We start from the raw sequence: 15,374 nt of genomic DNA on the forward strand, positions 1-15,374 counted from the left end.
ATAATGGAATGAAGAGAGTCTATCGTTTCATTTTACATTTATATAGAGCCTCAACATACTTGCTCACATAATTACTACAAATTTAGTGTGAGTGAATAAAATATGTCGTCCTCATCGTCACCTTTAATTAAATTGCACTCCAATGATAATGTCTGCATTGTTCGTGAGTCAGTATCAATAGGGCAGCAAGTTCCAGAGTTTAATCTTCGTATTCGAGCGCAAGTGTCAGGTGGTCATAAGATCGCAGCTAAGCTTATTGAGGCTGGTGAGCCTGTTATCAAATACGATACACGCATTGGTGTGGCATTACGTCGAATTGAGGCTGGAGATCATGTTCATACTCACAATCTCGAATTGGTTGATTATGAAAGAGACCCTAGCTTTTGTCGGGATGTCGTTCCAGTTGATTATGTGGACGTTTCTGCCAGAGCAACTTTTAATGGTATTGTGCGTTCTAACGGAAAAGTAGCTACACGTAATTATATTGGTATTCTTTCAACCGTTAATTGCTCCTCTACTGTTATTCGACAAATTGCAGATCATTTTACTTCCGAACGACTATCTGATTTCCCTAATGTTGATGGCGTTATTGCTTTTCCTCATACCAGTGGTTGTGGCATGTCTTCTCCTAGTTATCATTTCGATGTTCTCCGTAGAACTTTGTCTGGATATGCACGTCATCCAAATCTAGCTGGAGTGCTCATTGTTGGGCTTGGTTGTGAACGAAATGAAATGTCCTCTTTAATCGCTTCTCAGCAACTTGAAGAAAGCTCTCATTTACAGACGCTGGTTATGCAGGCCGTTGGTGGTACTAGCGCTACAATTGCGGCGGGCATTGCATCAATTGAAAGTATGTTACCTGAAGCCAACAAGGTGGTGCGAGAGCCTGTTAGTGTTGAGCATTTGAAAATTGGTTTGCAGTGTGGTGGTTCTGATGGTTTTTCAGCTATTACTGCCAACCCGGCTTTAGGTGCCGCAATGGATATTTTGGTAAGACATGGCGGCACAGCTGTCTTATCAGAAACTCCAGAAATTCATGGTGTTGAATATATGTTGACTCGACGTGCTGTAAGTAGAGAGGTTGGTCAGAAGTTACTAGATCGTCTTTCTTGGTGGGAGGGATATACCCGTGGCCACAATGGGCAGTTTAATGGTGTTGTCGGGCAGGGTAATCAAGCTGGTGGCTTGGCAAATATCTTTGAAAAATCGTTGGGGTCCGCTATGAAAGGCGGTACGACACCTCTTCAAGCCGTTTACGAATATGCAGAACAAATTGAACAGAATGGTCTGGTTTTTATGGATACTCCTGGATATGACCCTGTCTCTGCAACTGGCCAAATAGCAGGCGGCGCAAATTTGATTTGTTTTACAACAGGACGAGGTTCGATGTTTGGATCAAAACCTGCTCCTACAATTAAATTAGCCTCTAACTCAAATATGTATAACCGCTTACAAGAAGATATGGATATCAATTGTGGGTTAATACTAGATGGGCAAATGACCCTTGAAGAAATGGGGCAGCATATTTTCGAACACATTATCAAGGTGGCGTCTGGCGAAAACTCTTCTAGCGAGCGTTTAGGTTTAGGTGATAACGAGTTTATTCCTTGGCACATCGGCATCGTAAGTTAATTCTATTTTCTATATTGCAGAGGAATCAATTGCATGAGTCAACATTCTATTACGAATAGAAACTATGTCGCAGGAGTTTGGATACCTGCTCTTTCAGCGCGAACGTTTGATGTTTTAAATCCGGCTAGTCAGGCTTTAATTGTTAATGTTCCTGATAGCGATAGTAGTGATGCTTTGGCTGCAGTTGATGCTGCGCATCAGGCTTTTTTTACATGGCGGTTAGTACCTGCAAGAAAGCGAGCTCAGTATCTAAAGGCTTGGCATGGTTTGATTTTAGCTAATTTGGATGCGTTAGCTGGGCTCATTTCATTAGAGCAAGGTAAGCCATTAGCCGAGGCCAAGGGTGAGATTAGCTATGCGGCAAGTTATGTTGAATGGTTTGCCGAACAAGCTCCTCGAATTGAGGGGGATTTAATCGAATCTCCGGTAGTAGGTCGAAAAATGATGGCGATTAAAGAGCCTGTTGGTGTCACTGCAGTCATAACACCATGGAATTTTCCTGCCGCTATGATTACTCGCAAAATAGCGCCTGCTTTAGCTGCTGGTTGTACGGTGGTTGCAAAGCCTGCAGAAGATACACCGTTAACTTCGCTTGCTTTGGTTAAGTTAGCTGAGGACGCTGGAATACCTGGTGGTGTGATTAATATTGTTTGCTCTTCTCGTGATAATACTCCAGCCATGGTGGATAGCTGGTTGCAGGATAGTCGTGTTCGCAAAATCAGTTTCACCGGATCAACCCCGATTGGTAAGCATTTGGCTAAGGCCTCGGCGGCAACGCTGAAAAAGCTTTCTTTAGAACTTGGTGGTAATGCTCCCTTTATTGTGTTCGAAGACGCAGATTTGGATGCAGCAGTTTCTGGATTAATGGCTTCAAAATTTCGTAACGGTGGTCAAACTTGTGTATGCCCTAATCGAGTATATGTTCAAGCCAAGGTCTATGAAGAGTTTGCTACTAAGTTGGTGGCCAGGGTACAAGCATTAAAAGTTGGCCCGGCCAGTGAATTAGATAGTGAAATTGGTCCTATGATCAATGAAAAAGCAGTAAATAAAATTCTCTCGCATATTGATGACGCTGTACAGAAAGGCGCTACTGTGTTGACGGGAGGTGGTCGAGTGAGATTGTCTGATGGCCCGAATTATGTAGCTCCTACGATATTAGGAAACGTGAGCAAAAAGGCCATGCTTTGTCGGGAGGAAACGTTTGGTCCCGTTGCACCATTATTTTGTTTTGACAATGAACAAGAAGTTATTGAACAAGCCAATGATACGCCTTTTGGTTTGGCTGCCTATTTTTATTCTGAAAATGTGAGCCGTATATGGCGACTTGCGAGTGCATTAGAAACCGGAATTGTCGGAATTAACGAAGGTGCCATTGCTGCAGATGCGGCCCCATTTGGAGGGGTTAAAGAGTCTGGTTACGGCCGAGAAGGCTCTAAGTACGGATTAGACGATTACTTGCATATTAAATACTTATGCCAAGGAAATCTTTCTTAAGAGGTTGTTATGAATGCAAAAAACACAAATGGATTTAAACAAGCTTTATCCCGAGGAGAACAGCAAGTCGGATTTTGGCTTTCAATGGGAAGCTCATACAGTGCAGAAATGTGTGCTTCTGTAGGCTTTCAATGGTTATTGATAGATGGTGAGCATGCTCCTAATGACCTACAAACAATGCTTTTACAGCTACAGGCCATTGCTCCTTATTCCGCCCATCCAGTCGTACGCTTAGTTGACGATAATCCAGCGTTTATTAAACAAATACTGGATATAGGGGCCCAGACTTTGCTAATCCCTATGGTGCAAAGTGCAGAGCAAGCTGAAACGATTGTTAAGTCAACTCGTTATCCACCGTTTGGAACGCGGGGTGTTGGCGCTGCCGCGGCAAGGGCGTCTTTATGGAATGGCATAACAGATTATGTTCATAACGCCAATCAAGATATCTGTGTATTGGTTCAGGTTGAGTCTGTTGTAGCTCTCGAAAATTTAGAAGCTATTTGTGCTGTTGAAGGGGTTGATGGTGTTTTTATTGGGCCTGCAGATTTGGCCGCTTCTATGGGGCATATGGGTAATCCTAATCATCCAGAAGTAAAGCAGGCTATTGAAGACAGTATTCATAAAATAATTGCTAGTGGAAAAGTCGCCGGTACGTTAACTAGCGATATTTTACAGGCGAAAAANTATATGGAACTAGGTGTGGGATTTGTGGCAGTTGGGCTAGACGTCTCACTTATGATGCAAGCAATTCGGAAGCGAGCAGAAGAATTTGAACTTGGTCAACCTACGGTGCGACCAGATCAATCAGTGTATTAAATAATCCAGTAACACATGATGCAATAAAAATGATGTGTGTTTAAACACACTAATTAATGCAAAGACCAACAAACAAAATAAAAGGTACCAAGCATGAAAAAATGTATAAAGTCGCTTTCTCTCTCTCTTACTCTTGTAGGGGCTGTTTTATCACAAAGCTCATACGCCGCTTATCCTGAAAAAACCATAACAATGTTGATTCCTTATGGCGCAGGTGGTGGTACGGATGTCTTAGCTAGAGCGCTGCAGCCGGCTCTTGAAGAATCATTTGGGCAAACGGTCGTTGTAAAAAACGTACCTGGCGGTGGCGGTATCTTGGGGTTCACGCAATTGGTACATTCAAAACCTGATGGCTATACCGTTACGATACCTAACAATGTGATTTTTGCTACAGAAGGTATGGGAAATGCTACGTATAAGTACAAAGATTTTGATTACTTAGGCAATATTTTGACGGAAGATTATGTGGTTGCTGTTCGAGCTGACGGTCCATGGAATAGCTGGAATGATTTGCTAGAGGATATGCGTGAGCATCCCAACAAAATCAAATTCGGTTTCTCCGGCTATGGTGGTTCTACGCATGTAGCGAGTCAAATACTAGAGAATGTGGTGGGTTATAAAGCAAAGCAAATACCCCATGATGGTTCTTCTAAGGCCGTTGTTTCTGCAATGGGGGGACACATTGATGCCTTAATGTTAAATCTTGGTGACCTTTCTTCTGGTATTAAGTCTGGTAAATTAAAGCCTCTATTGTCTTTGGGGAATAAGCGACTTAGTGAGTACCCTGATGTTCCAACTTTGCAAGAAACAGGCGTGGATTTGAATCTGACTAATTGGCGTGGTATTGCAGCACCAGCAGGTGTAAGTGATGAAGTGAAAGACGCATGGAATAAGGCATTAGAGCATGCCGTGAAGGGGGAGAAATTTCAGCAGTTGATTGCTACTCAAGGAAGTACTATTGATTTCCAAAAGTCTGGAGAGAAGTTAGACCTATGGATGTCATTATTGGCTGAGTCTTTTATTAATACTGCTCATAACTTGAAAAAATGAGTTATAAGGTCAGGTGATTATTTTCATCTGACCTTATTTCAATTATTTAGGTGACAACATGTCTCACTTGAAAGAACAACATATCTTTTATCTTTTTCTTATGGCAGGAGCAGGCTTTTTTTTAAAGCTGGCTTTAGATATTCCATCTGGCATTGGTGTTGAAGGGGATCCGGGAGCGGCTTTTCTTCCTATTGTGATTTGCGTGCTGATCTTATTGCTTGTTGCTTATCTCTTTGTGATGGAATTCAGAGATAAGACTAAGAAATTACGCTTTAGTCGAGTAGAGCTCTATACCCTAGTAGGAGTGCTGCTTTTGGTTTTTGTTTATATATTTACATTGTCTCTCAGTGGTTTTTTTGCTTCTACTATTTTGTTTTTATTCTTATTTCAGCGGCTTAATGGTTATGTTCTCAGTGGTGCTGATTCGAGTATTAAATCCTACTTAATATCGATTTTGTTTTCTTTTGTAGCAACATGCTCCATTTATTTTGTTTTTTCCATTCTGTTTAAAATGAGTTTGCCGTAGTTGAGGGTAGATTATTATGTTTATGCAATTCGTTCATTCGTTTGAAGCATTTTTAGAACCAACAGTTTTTCTCGCTATTGCGGCAGGTACCATATTAGGTCTTATTTTTGGTTCATTACCAGGTTTGACAGCAACTATGGGAATTGCTCTCTTATTACCGCTAACATTCAGTATGCAACCAATCAGTGGTATGGGGATGTTGTTTGGTATGTATTGTGGTGCTATATCTGGGGGGTCTATTCCTGCGGCTTTATTGAACATACCTGGTACTCCTTCTTCTGTTGCAACAACTCTGGATGCTTATCCAATGTCAAAAAGCGGAGAGCCTGGAAGAGCTTTAGGTTTATGTGTTGTCGCTTCATTTATTGGAGGGATTATTAGTGTCTTAGTTTTTTCTTTACTGTCTCCTGTTATTGCCAAAGCGGCTCTTGAATTTAGTGCCGTAGAGTATTTCTCATTGGGTGTTTTTGGTTTAACTATCATTGCATCTGTATCAGGACAATCGATCGTGAAGGGATTGGTCGCTGGTCTAATTGGAGTGTTAATTTCTTTGATAGGAATTGACTCATTGAGTGGAATGGTGCGTCTTACTGCTGATATTCCTGAGTTAATCGGTGGTGTAGATTTTATGCCAGCCCTGATAGGTTTGTTCGCATTGTCGCAAATTATTAGTGATATTGTTTCGAGTCGAAATAGAAAGGGAGCAGAGGTAAAAATTAAAGTGGATAATGCTTATCCGCGATTTAAAGAAACTTTTGGCTTGTGGCGCGTGTGGTCGATGAGCTCAGTGATTGGCTCTTTAGTTGGTGCTATTCCTGGGGCGGGAGGGAGTATTGCATCTTTTCTAGCTTATGATGTTGCTAAAAGGCAATCGAAGACACCTGAAAAATTTCAAACAGGTCATAATGAAGGTATTGTTGCGTGTGAATCTGCTAATAATGGGATGACAGGTGGAGCATTAATTCCGATGATGACACTGGGGATTCCTGGTGATGCGTCTGCAGCTGTTTTGATGGGGGGGCTTCTTATACATGGATTGCAACCCGGCCCATTATTGTTTCAAGATCATGCAGATATTGCTTATGGGATTATTATTGCTTTTCTTTTTGCCAATATTTTTATGTTTTGCTTTCAAGCGGTTGGAATCAAGTTGTTTGTGAAGGTTTTGCAAATTCCTCGTTCTTTTCTCATGCCGTTTATATTGGTCATGTGTATCGTCGGCTCCTACGGGATAAGTGGATCGTTAACTTCGGCTTGGATTTTATTGTTCTTTGGTGTGTTTGGTTATTTTTTAAATCGCTATGGGTTTAGCTCTGCGCCTGTCGTTTTAGGGATGATTTTGGGCTACATGGTTGAATCGAATTTTAGACGTAGTATGGCAATGTATGACAGTGATTGGACGGTTTTTTTTAGTCACCCTATTAGCCTTAGTTTTATTCTTCTATCTATCGTTTCGATATTTCTTCCTTTTTATTACAGGTATAAGAACTCTAAAAAGTAAATTATGTCTGTGATATTAACAGTTTAATCATGAATGAACCCCAGCTTTTGCTGGGGTTTTGTTTTCTAGAACTTTATATGTATTTTGCATATTTTGAGACGTGCTATGAGTTGTATTTTCCCCATTTACCTGAATTAACTCAGAGTACTGCGAAATAAAAATTTGTTACCGGTTTCTGCGATGAGAATGCCAAGCAATATGCAAGCGGCACCGATTAAGCCAATGATGCCCAGTGTTTCATTAAGGAAAATTGCCGCTGTTAAGCAAGCGAAAATAGGCTCTAGGGTGAAAATAAGCGCGACTTTGTAATCTGGTAAGATTTTCTGGCAAGCGGATTGCGCCCAATAAGCGTAGGCGGTGCCAAGGATACCCGCAATTAATATGGCGGATAAAACAATTGGTGAGAACAGGCTTTCTTGCCAGCTAAGTGGCTGATTTTCCATGAGATAAAACGCGGGCTCTGGTGAAATGACAGTGCTGACGGTACTGTAAATTCCCACCGCAAATAACTGCACTATGGTTAAAGGAATAACGGGTAATGTACTAACAAAACGGCCTGTTAATAACATGTGAACAGCAAAGGCAAATGCGCAAACGAGCACCAAAGAGTCCCCACGATTGAACGTTAATTTGTCTCCAACCGTTAGCAAGTACAAACCCACTGTGGCGAAAATAACCCCCAGAAAAATAGGTATGCTAATTTTGGTTCTAAACAACAGTAAGCCAAGAATAGGAACCAATGGCGAAGCTAGGCCAGTTATAAATCCAGCATTTGACACTGTGGTGAATTTAAGACCCGCGGTTTGAGCATAAAAAGCGATAAACAATAATAATCCAAGAACCGATCCTTTAAGTAGTAAAGGGCGTATCAATTCTTTTGGTATTTTTTCTGATGAAAGTATTAATAAGGGAATAAGGGCGAGACCTGCGAGTGTAAACCGCACGGCGTTAAAGGTATGAACCGGAATAATTTCCATCGCTAAATCGATTAGCGTAAATTCTGCTCCCCACACAAACGCGACAAAGATCAGCATAAATGTTGCTGTGCGTTGAGAGCGAATGATCATTGAATACCTTCCCTAGTGTTGGTGTCTTTTAGGCTTTCCCCAGATAAACACTATAAATGGGTACGGGTTTATTCAACCTGAAAGGTTAAAAGTGGGACATGATAAATGAAGTCATACTCCATCTATATACCTATCTTGGGTTATATTCTTAACTTAGGTTAATTTCTTCCCCTCTTAGCTACTGTAATCTTGCCTGTATTCCATTTTTTTATTAAGTAAGGGTGCACAGAATGCCGTTGTTATCTTATCTTCAAGATTATCTTTCTGACCTCGGTTTGGTTGCGCCAGAGCAGCCAAACATTGAGTTTGTTCGGGCGTTACAAGAAAGGCATGTAGCGCGTTATAGCTTCAACAGTTTGGCGGTGGTGTTGGGAGAAGAAATTTCTTTGGATCTTAGCGCGATCAGCCAGAAAATAGTGACTCGTGGTTTGGGCGGTTATTGCTTTGAACATAACAAGCTGACGTTTGAGCTATTAAAAGCCTTGGGTTATGACGTACAGCTCAAGTTGGCGCGAGTGCTGAATAATAATGTTGAGCGAGAAACGGCAAGAACACATCGTGTGACCTTGTTAACGTTCGAAGGCATCAGCTATTTGATTGATACTGGCTTTGGTGGCAATGGACCTGTTGCCCCCTTGCGATTAGATATAAATGCACAGCAAGTGGCCGGTATAGACAGTTATCGAATGCTTGCAAGAGGTAAGGGCGAATACGATCTTCAAGTCATGAAAGGTGAAGATGATTTCACTCTCTACCGTTTTGATAGTGCCACTTATACAGATGCTGATTGTGAGTTAGGGCATTTCTATTCACATAAAAATCCGCACGCGGTGTTTGTGAATAACTTAATGGTGACCTTGAAGCAACAAGACCAAACTATGGCTTTGGTGAATGCCGAGTTTATTGTCAGAAACCACAATGGGGAGCAAAAACGGTTTATCGAAAGCCCAGAGTTGCTGGGTGATATTTTGAGATCCGAGTTTAACATCTCTCTTGAACCTTCTGTTGTTGAACATCTTTTCATCCGCTTTGTGGTGCCCGCTTTGGATAAAGCTGCTAGTGAGGCAAGGTCATGAGCTCATTTTTTACCTTGTTATTATGGGCGTGGTTAATGGCGTCCTCCTTTATTGTATCGGGCCATATGGTGCAATACGCCAGCCCAATTGCGACTTCCGCGTTTCGTTTTCTTTTTGCCATGTTGATCATGCTGCCAGCGTTATGGCTAAGTTGGCAGCGAGCTAAGTTAAACAAGAGAGAACAATTTAGGGGCTTGTTTGCTTCTCGTCAGCGGCTGTTTCATTACGTGATTATCAGTGGTGCGTTGGTGGGCTTTTTTATCGGCTTGTTTGCAGCCCTAAAGACAACAACCCCTTTAAATACGTCCGTTTTGTATACCTTGGTTCCTTTGATTGGCGTGATAATAGCGAGAGTTTGGCTCAAGGAAGTGGCGCCTTTTTGGCGAGTCATAGGCTTTGTTCTTGGCTCAATCGGCGCCATGACCGTGTTATTTTCGACACAAGGCGTTTCTGCGCAAAGCAATGATGGATTTGAGTGGCATTCTGGCGATTACATTTTTCTTGGCTCTTGCTTTTTATTGGCATTGCATGTGGTTGCTGTACAAAGGTGGGGACGTTCATTGGGGGCATTTTCTGGCGCCTTTATGATTATGTTATTCGGCACGTTTTGGTTGATACCCATAGCGGTGATGTGGGGAGAACTTGATCAAGTGCAATGGGCTTCGCAAGGGTTCTGGGTGACTGTTTTGTATCTAACGGTGTTTACCACGCTCTTCACTTTTTTGTTGCAACAGCGTTTGGTTATGACAGTGGGGGCAAGTCGCTTACTGGCGATGTCTTACACTATCCCTGTTTGGGTGGCGTTGTTTACCGCTTTGCATGAGTCGCGTTTATTGAGCTTGATGGATGCTTCTTTTGTTTCTGGTATTGTTTTTCTAGGTGTTGCACTCTTTCTGATTGATGGCAATTTTAGCAAGGTAAAGGTAATCCATGGATCGAGCTCAATTACAAAATAGCTTCGAAGCGTATTTTAATGAATTAGGCTATGACATTGATTGGCAAAGGCTGTCTGTGCCGATGGATGTGCATGTGATTCGAAAAGGCGATTACCTGTTTCAACAGGGGAACTTTGCTAACCGTCTGTATTTTTTGCATGTTGGATTAGTACGTTACGTGAGTTTTTCTGAGGAAGGGAAAGAGTTCACCCAAACCTTTGCGAAAAGCCCAAGAATTATTGGTTCAACCAAGGCGATGGTGACTGAAACCCGCGTGCTGTTTGGTATTCAAGCGCTGGAAGATTGCATAGTTTCTTCTTACCCGTGGCAAGCGTTTTATGCTCAGATGCGTCACGATGTTGGCTTTTTAGAGTGCTATGCCAAATTTCTGGAACGCATTTTTATCACCAAAGAAGAGCGCGAAAATGCCTTTGTAAAGCACTCTGCGGAGCGTCGATATTTGGATTTCTGCGTCGACTATCCAGAGTTAAAGGACACCATTCCGCAGCAACAAATAGCCTCATATATAGGCATCACCCCAGTGGCACTGAGTCGAATTCGCCAGAGGCTAAAGTTGGGCTGATGGGAGATCTTTGTTCATTCTCTAAATCATCAATTTGCCAAGGTCATTATTGTATTTTTTTGATCATTTGATGAATTCCATTTCTATTCAATACAAAACCTACTCCTTCAAACCCTGTCGTCTGAAAGTGAAAAGTATTTTTATATCAATGTTTTAAAGGAGTATCGGCGATTAGCTATCGGTGGTTTGTATGATTCGGCACACTCCATGCAATTCTCCAAGTTACTAAGGGAAGGTGACGATGTCTGCTCTCCCTACGTTTCATAAAAAAATAAAGGAGAAACACTATGATGTTAGCGAATAAAACCATTGTGATTACTGGCGTGTCTTCGGGGATTGGTGCCGATGTGGCGAGGCTGGCTCGTTTTCATGGCGCAAAGGTGATTGGTATTGATCGTAATGAGCCAAGTATGACCTTGGATGGCTTTGTGCAAATAGATTTGGGCGACCCAAGTGCGATTGATGCTGCACTGGATCGATTGCCTGAACATATTGATGCCTTATGTAATATCGCTGGCGTGCCAGGTACAGCCGATGCGGAATTAGTTGGTCGAGTGAATTATTTAGGTTTACGTCATTTGTGTGACGCCCTTATGTCCCGTTTCAATAAGGGGGCGAGTATTGTCAATGTGGCTTCTATTTTAGGAATTGAATGGCCAGAACGTCTTGAGGAACATAAGGCCTTGGCCAATACCTCTAATTTTAAAGAAGGCGCTGACTGGCTGAAAAAGAATCCTGTTCCACAAGAAACCTGTTATCAATACTTTAAAGAAGCGCTTATTGTTTGGTCTACTCAACAAGCCTTTGCTTGGTTTCGGGATCAGGGGGTGCGTATGAACTCTGTGGCGCCGGGTCCTGTCTTTACGCCAATTTTGGGGGATTTTGTTTCTATGTTGGGTGAAGAGCGAGTACAAAAAGACGCCGAGAGAATGTTGCGTCCTGCTTATTCCGATGAAGTGGCTGACGTGATTGCGTTTCTTTGCTCAGATGCATCCCGTTGGGTGTGTGGGGTAAATATTCCCGTTGATGGTGGGTTGGCGTCGACTTATTTGTAATGTAGCTGATAAAGCCCGAGTTGGAATGTTTTCTCGGGCTTTAGTTTCAACTTAGGTGGCGTGTTTGTTTTTCTTTAGGCGGTATGCCAATTGAGGTCTGCTTAACCCCACTCGTCTTGCGGCCTCTGATAAGTTGCCGTGCGCTTGGTTCACGGCTTCTTCCAATAGATTTTGCTCAAGCTTTTCAATATCAAGCTTATCGTCTCCCCCAACAAATTGTGTAATGTGTTCCAAGAGGGATTCAGACGCTATTTTGGCGCCATTGGCATGGCTTAAGGTTCCTTGGTGACTCACCGAGTAAATAATGTCTTCAGGGATGGACTCATTACGGAAAAGGTGATGAAGATCGATCGGTTCACCTTCTTCTGAGGCAATCACTCCTCGCTCCATTAAGTTTTGTAGCTCACGAATATTTCCCGGAAAACGATAATTTAATAGAGCACGTCGGGCAGTCTGGGTCATACCTGAAGGGGCTCGTTCATGCAGCTGGCAAAAGTGATGGTAAAAGTGGTTAATCAGCAAGGGAATATCGGCTTTTCGTTCTCTTAGTGGTGGCAAATGAATGGGAAATACGTTTAAACGAAAGAATAAATCTTCACGAAATTCGCCTTTTGCAACGGCTTCTCTCAGGTCGACATTGGTCGCCGCGACGACTCTTACATTGACTTTGATGGCTGACGTGCCACCGACTCGCTCCACTTCTTTTTCCTGTAAGACGCGCAATAATTTACTTTGTCCTGCAAGACTGAGAGTGCCAATTTCATCTAAGAAGAGGGTGCCACCGTTGGCTCTTTCAAAACGGCCAGGGCGACTGCTGGTTGCACCAGTGTAGGCGCCTTTTTCGACTCCGAAGAGTTCACTTTCCATCAAATTTTCTGGAATAGCCGCGCAATTAAAAGCAACAAAAGGCCCTGTTTGTCGGCTAAATTTATGCAGCATACTGGCAAACAGCTCTTTACCCACACCTGATTCTCCACTGAATAAGACAGTCGCATTGGTCGGGGCGACTTTTTGCAGGGAATGAGTGGCCGCGGTGAAAGCGGCAGAAACGCCAATCATTTTGAGTGGGTCGTCTAGTGGCACAGGCTCCATAGTATCAAGCTGAAGGTTTGATTTGGATTGGCTGTCGGTATCGTTACTGGTGACATTAAGAAAACGAATATCGTCTTCGATATCGTCCCAAAGTTCTGCCGATTTACCTATAACTCGGCAGATAGCGTGTCCCATGGATTGGCATTCTACTTCCCGGAAAATAACCAAAGAGCCCACAAGGCCAGAAACATAGCCAATGGCATAGCCTAATTCCATCCAGCAAGCTGGGGAGCTGCCAATACCGTATGCTGCAATGTGCTCCTCATCTTCACTGCTGTGATGCCACAGGAATTCGCCATCGTAGAGGCCTTTTTCGGTATCAAATTCAAAATGCACGGTTTCTACTTTGACCACGCCTTCGAGTCCGTGAAGGTGAGTGCCTGCGGTAAAAATGGACGCCGGATCTGAATTCGACCAGCGTTTTTGAATCAGCTCCGCGTCTCTTAGTCCAGATAAATAGCCTGTTCTGGTCAGAATGTCGCGAGATTTATCTAGGCCAAGGGAATCAATTAATTCCCGGCGTAATAAACCAAATGACGAGCTGTGAATCAGCAGCATGCGTTGATCATCTAGCCAGATACGACCATCACCTGGTGAGAAAAAAAGGCACTCGGTGAGTTCTTCTACCGTTGGAGCATGTTGTTCATCAAGCTCTCGTGAATTGCCTTTAAGTAAGATCTTTTCGCTGTTTTTGGCTAAGTCCGCCAAAGAAATTCGGTGAGCATTTGTCATTATTATTTTTCCTCTTTCATCCTCTTGATGAAATGATTAACTGCTTTTTCTTAGTGTGAAATGTATTTGACGATATCGTCAAGTGTGTTGTGTGGTTTTTATACTAAGCTTTATTGGAGTTTGGTCGGTGCGATATTAAAAAGTCTTTTTCATCAATGAGTTATGGTTTTAATGCCGCATGATATGGCGTGACGTATGGTTTCGGCATAGCTATTGCTCTACTGATTAAAGCGTTTTAATAAAACCAAAACACTGATCTTTCACCGACTTGGCTTGTCCGTGTAGGAATTCAGTGATGAATAAAAATAAATAGGAGAACACACATGACAACTTCCGTTCTGGAATCTAAAAAATGGTCAGGTAAATTTTTTAATGGTGACTGGGTGACGGCGTCAAACTCACAAGACGTTTTGGAACCTGCCACTGGAAAAGTGTTGAGCCAAGTGGGTATCGCGACGGCAGACGAAGTCTATTCCGCTTGCCAGAAAGCACAGCAAGCTCAGCAAGAATGGTTAAAAGTGCCACCAAGAGAAAAGGCTGCCCTGTTCCATAAAGCGGCGAATTTTATCCAAGAACACTTTGATGAGCTGGCTTTGTATATTGCCCGCGAAACGGGCGGGATTATTCCAAAAGGTCAGCACGAAGTGAAAGAGGCCATCTTGATTTTGCAATTGGCGGCCAACATGACATTGGAACCAAATGGTCTCACCTTGCCATCTGTCCCAGAAAGAATGTCCTACGCAACGCGCAAAGCCATCGGGGTGGTGGGTGTGATCTCCCCATTTAATTTCCCAATGATTTTATCTATTCGTTCAATTGCTCCCGCTTTAGCAACCGGTAATGCGGTGGTGACTAAGCCAGACCCTCAAACGCCAGTTACGGGTGGCTTTATTCTTGCTCTTGCCTTGGAAGCGGCTGGCTTACCAAAAGGTGTGTTTCAAGTGCTGCCAGGGGCTGTGGAAGCCGGTGAAGCGCTTTGTTCTGCACCAGAAATTGGTATGGTGGCGTTCACTGGATCGACGGCGGCTGGTCGCAAAGTGGGCGAGGCTTGTGGTCGCAATTTGAAGAAGGTTTCTCTTGAGTTAGGTGGTAAAAGTTCTTTGATTATCTTAGAGGACGCCGACTTGGATGTGGCCGCCAGCAATATCGCTTGGGGGGCGTATTTCCACCAAGGGCAAATTTGTATGGCATCAGGGCGTATCTTGGTACAAGAAAGTATTGCAGAAGCGTTAACCGCGAAAATCGTTGAGAAAGCCAAACATTTGCCAGTGGGTGATCCAGCTTCTGGGCAAGTGGCGATAGGGCCTTTAATCAATCAGCGTCAGCTTGAAAAAGTGCATGCCATTGTGCAAGACACAGTGGCAGCAGGCGCTAAATTAGAAGCGGGCGGCACCCATGACGGACCTTTCTATGCGCCAACCGTGCTGAGTAATGTGACGCCAGGAATGCGTTCTTTTGATGAAGAGATCTTTGGGCCTGTGGTCAATATTGTGACCTTCAACAAAGATGAAGATGCCATCGCAATGGCCAATAATACGCAATATGGTTTAGCCGGTGCGGTGATCTCGAATGATTTTGCTCGTGCGCAAAATATCGGCGCTCAGTTGCATGTGGGCTTGCTGCACATCAATGATCAAACCGTGAATGATGAATGTATCAATCCATTTGGTGGTTGCGGTGCGTCTGGTAATGGCAGCGCGGTGTGTGGCCCAGCGGATTGGGATCTTTATACTCATTGGCAATGGGTGACCGTGAAACAATCGGCAACGCCTTATCCTTTTTAAGTGTTTTGATTGTTAGGTGGATTACAGTATT

At 43.2% G+C, this 15,374-nt stretch carries 13 protein-coding genes; 11 read left to right on the forward strand and 2 right to left on the reverse strand.

Annotated features, from left to right (window positions below):
• Nucleotides 1–102: 102 nt before the first annotated feature.
• The 6 genes from C0J08_RS02125 to C0J08_RS02150 all read left to right on the forward strand — a co-directional run bounded on the left by C0J08_RS02125 (nucleotide 103) and on the right by C0J08_RS02150 (nucleotide 7,019).
• Nucleotides 103–1,632 (forward strand): UxaA family hydrolase, encoded by a 1,530-nt coding sequence (locus C0J08_RS02125; RefSeq protein ID WP_212654495.1) that lies wholly within the window; start codon nucleotides 103–105, stop codon nucleotides 1,630–1,632.
• A 33-nt stretch (nucleotides 1,633–1,665) separates the two neighbouring features.
• Nucleotides 1,666–3,126, forward strand: coding sequence for an NAD-dependent succinate-semialdehyde dehydrogenase (locus tag C0J08_RS02130; RefSeq protein ID WP_212654496.1), 1,461 nt, complete (start codon nucleotides 1,666–1,668; stop codon nucleotides 3,124–3,126).
• A 9-nt stretch (nucleotides 3,127–3,135) separates the two neighbouring features.
• Nucleotides 3,136–3,942, forward strand: a complete 807-nt coding sequence (gene hpaI / locus C0J08_RS02135; protein WP_212654497.1) for a 4-hydroxy-2-oxoheptanedioate aldolase — start codon at nucleotides 3,136–3,138, stop codon at nucleotides 3,940–3,942.
• A gap of 93 nt (nucleotides 3,943–4,035) precedes the next feature.
• Nucleotides 4,036–4,992 (forward strand): tripartite tricarboxylate transporter substrate binding protein, encoded by a 957-nt coding sequence (locus C0J08_RS02140; protein WP_212654498.1) that lies wholly within the window; start codon nucleotides 4,036–4,038, stop codon nucleotides 4,990–4,992.
• A gap of 58 nt (nucleotides 4,993–5,050) precedes the next feature.
• Complete coding sequence (locus C0J08_RS02145) at nucleotides 5,051–5,518, forward strand: tripartite tricarboxylate transporter TctB family protein (protein WP_212654499.1); 468 nt, start codon at nucleotides 5,051–5,053, stop codon at nucleotides 5,516–5,518.
• A 16-nt stretch (nucleotides 5,519–5,534) separates the two neighbouring features.
• Nucleotides 5,535–7,019 (forward strand): tripartite tricarboxylate transporter permease, encoded by a 1,485-nt coding sequence (locus tag C0J08_RS02150; RefSeq protein ID WP_212654500.1) that lies wholly within the window; start codon nucleotides 5,535–5,537, stop codon nucleotides 7,017–7,019.
• A gap of 134 nt (nucleotides 7,020–7,153) precedes the next feature.
• Here the strand turns inward: C0J08_RS02150 and C0J08_RS02155 are convergent, their stop codons facing one another.
• Nucleotides 7,154–8,086, reverse strand: a complete 933-nt coding sequence (locus C0J08_RS02155; RefSeq protein WP_212654501.1) for a DMT family transporter — start codon at nucleotides 8,084–8,086, stop codon at nucleotides 7,154–7,156.
• A gap of 230 nt (nucleotides 8,087–8,316) precedes the next feature.
• On the opposite strand from C0J08_RS02155, the gene C0J08_RS02160 reads away from it, so the two are divergent.
• The 4 genes from C0J08_RS02160 to C0J08_RS02175 all read left to right on the forward strand — a co-directional run bounded on the left by C0J08_RS02160 (nucleotide 8,317) and on the right by C0J08_RS02175 (nucleotide 11,735).
• Complete coding sequence (locus C0J08_RS02160; RefSeq protein ID WP_212654502.1) at nucleotides 8,317–9,162, forward strand: arylamine N-acetyltransferase family protein; 846 nt, start codon at nucleotides 8,317–8,319, stop codon at nucleotides 9,160–9,162.
• The gene (locus C0J08_RS02165) at nucleotides 9,159–10,118 is read left to right on the forward strand and encodes a DMT family transporter (protein ID WP_212654503.1); all 960 of its coding nucleotides are present in this window, start codon (nucleotides 9,159–9,161) and stop codon (nucleotides 10,116–10,118) included. Before C0J08_RS02160 ends, C0J08_RS02165 begins: the two co-directional genes overlap by 4 nt.
• Nucleotides 10,093–10,680, forward strand: coding sequence for a Crp/Fnr family transcriptional regulator (locus tag C0J08_RS02170; RefSeq protein ID WP_212654504.1), 588 nt, complete (start codon nucleotides 10,093–10,095; stop codon nucleotides 10,678–10,680). Before C0J08_RS02165 ends, C0J08_RS02170 begins: the two co-directional genes overlap by 26 nt.
• Nucleotides 10,681–10,967: 287 nt before the next feature.
• The gene (locus C0J08_RS02175) at nucleotides 10,968–11,735 is read left to right on the forward strand and encodes a coniferyl-alcohol dehydrogenase (protein ID WP_212654505.1); all 768 of its coding nucleotides are present in this window, start codon (nucleotides 10,968–10,970) and stop codon (nucleotides 11,733–11,735) included.
• Between the two features lie 51 nt (nucleotides 11,736–11,786).
• On the opposite strand, the gene C0J08_RS02180 is transcribed toward C0J08_RS02175, so the two are convergent.
• Nucleotides 11,787–13,559, reverse strand: a complete 1,773-nt coding sequence (locus tag C0J08_RS02180) for a sigma-54-dependent Fis family transcriptional regulator (protein ID WP_212654506.1) — start codon at nucleotides 13,557–13,559, stop codon at nucleotides 11,787–11,789.
• Nucleotides 13,560–13,882: 323 nt separating this feature from the next.
• Between C0J08_RS02180 and C0J08_RS02185 the strand changes: the two genes are divergently transcribed.
• Complete coding sequence (locus tag C0J08_RS02185; protein ID WP_212654507.1) at nucleotides 13,883–15,343, forward strand: benzaldehyde dehydrogenase; 1,461 nt, start codon at nucleotides 13,883–13,885, stop codon at nucleotides 15,341–15,343.
• Nucleotides 15,344–15,374 lie beyond the last annotated feature (31 nt).

The sequence above is a fragment of the Marinomonas sp. CT5 genome (genome assembly GCF_018336975.1).
Classification (GTDB): Bacteria; Pseudomonadota; Gammaproteobacteria; order Pseudomonadales; family Marinomonadaceae; genus Marinomonas.

What these genes read in the sequence shown, in the direction of transcription:
- C0J08_RS02125 (WP_212654495.1), top strand. Translation starts at nt 103, where the DNA reads ATGTCGTCCTCATCGTCACCTTTAATTAAATTGCACTCCAATGATAAT.
- C0J08_RS02130 (WP_212654496.1), top strand. Translation starts at nt 1,666, where the DNA reads ATGAGTCAACATTCTATTACGAATAGAAACTATGTCGCAGGAGTTTGG.
- C0J08_RS02140 (WP_212654498.1), top strand. Translation starts at nt 4,036, where the DNA reads ATGAAAAAATGTATAAAGTCGCTTTCTCTCTCTCTTACTCTTGTAGGG.
- C0J08_RS02145 (WP_212654499.1), top strand. Translation starts at nt 5,051, where the DNA reads ATGTCTCACTTGAAAGAACAACATATCTTTTATCTTTTTCTTATGGCA.
- C0J08_RS02150 (WP_212654500.1), top strand. Translation starts at nt 5,535, where the DNA reads ATGTTTATGCAATTCGTTCATTCGTTTGAAGCATTTTTAGAACCAACA.
- C0J08_RS02155 (WP_212654501.1), bottom strand. Translation starts at nt 8,086, where the DNA reads ATGATCATTCGCTCTCAACGCACAGCAACATTTATGCTGATCTTTGTC.
- C0J08_RS02160 (WP_212654502.1), top strand. Translation starts at nt 8,317, where the DNA reads ATGCCGTTGTTATCTTATCTTCAAGATTATCTTTCTGACCTCGGTTTG.
- C0J08_RS02165 (WP_212654503.1), top strand. Translation starts at nt 9,159, where the DNA reads ATGAGCTCATTTTTTACCTTGTTATTATGGGCGTGGTTAATGGCGTCC.
- C0J08_RS02170 (WP_212654504.1), top strand. Translation starts at nt 10,093, where the DNA reads ATGGATCGAGCTCAATTACAAAATAGCTTCGAAGCGTATTTTAATGAA.
- C0J08_RS02175 (WP_212654505.1), top strand. Translation starts at nt 10,968, where the DNA reads ATGATGTTAGCGAATAAAACCATTGTGATTACTGGCGTGTCTTCGGGG.
- C0J08_RS02180 (WP_212654506.1), bottom strand. Translation starts at nt 13,559, where the DNA reads ATGACAAATGCTCACCGAATTTCTTTGGCGGACTTAGCCAAAAACAGC.
- C0J08_RS02185 (WP_212654507.1), top strand. Translation starts at nt 13,883, where the DNA reads ATGACAACTTCCGTTCTGGAATCTAAAAAATGGTCAGGTAAATTTTTT.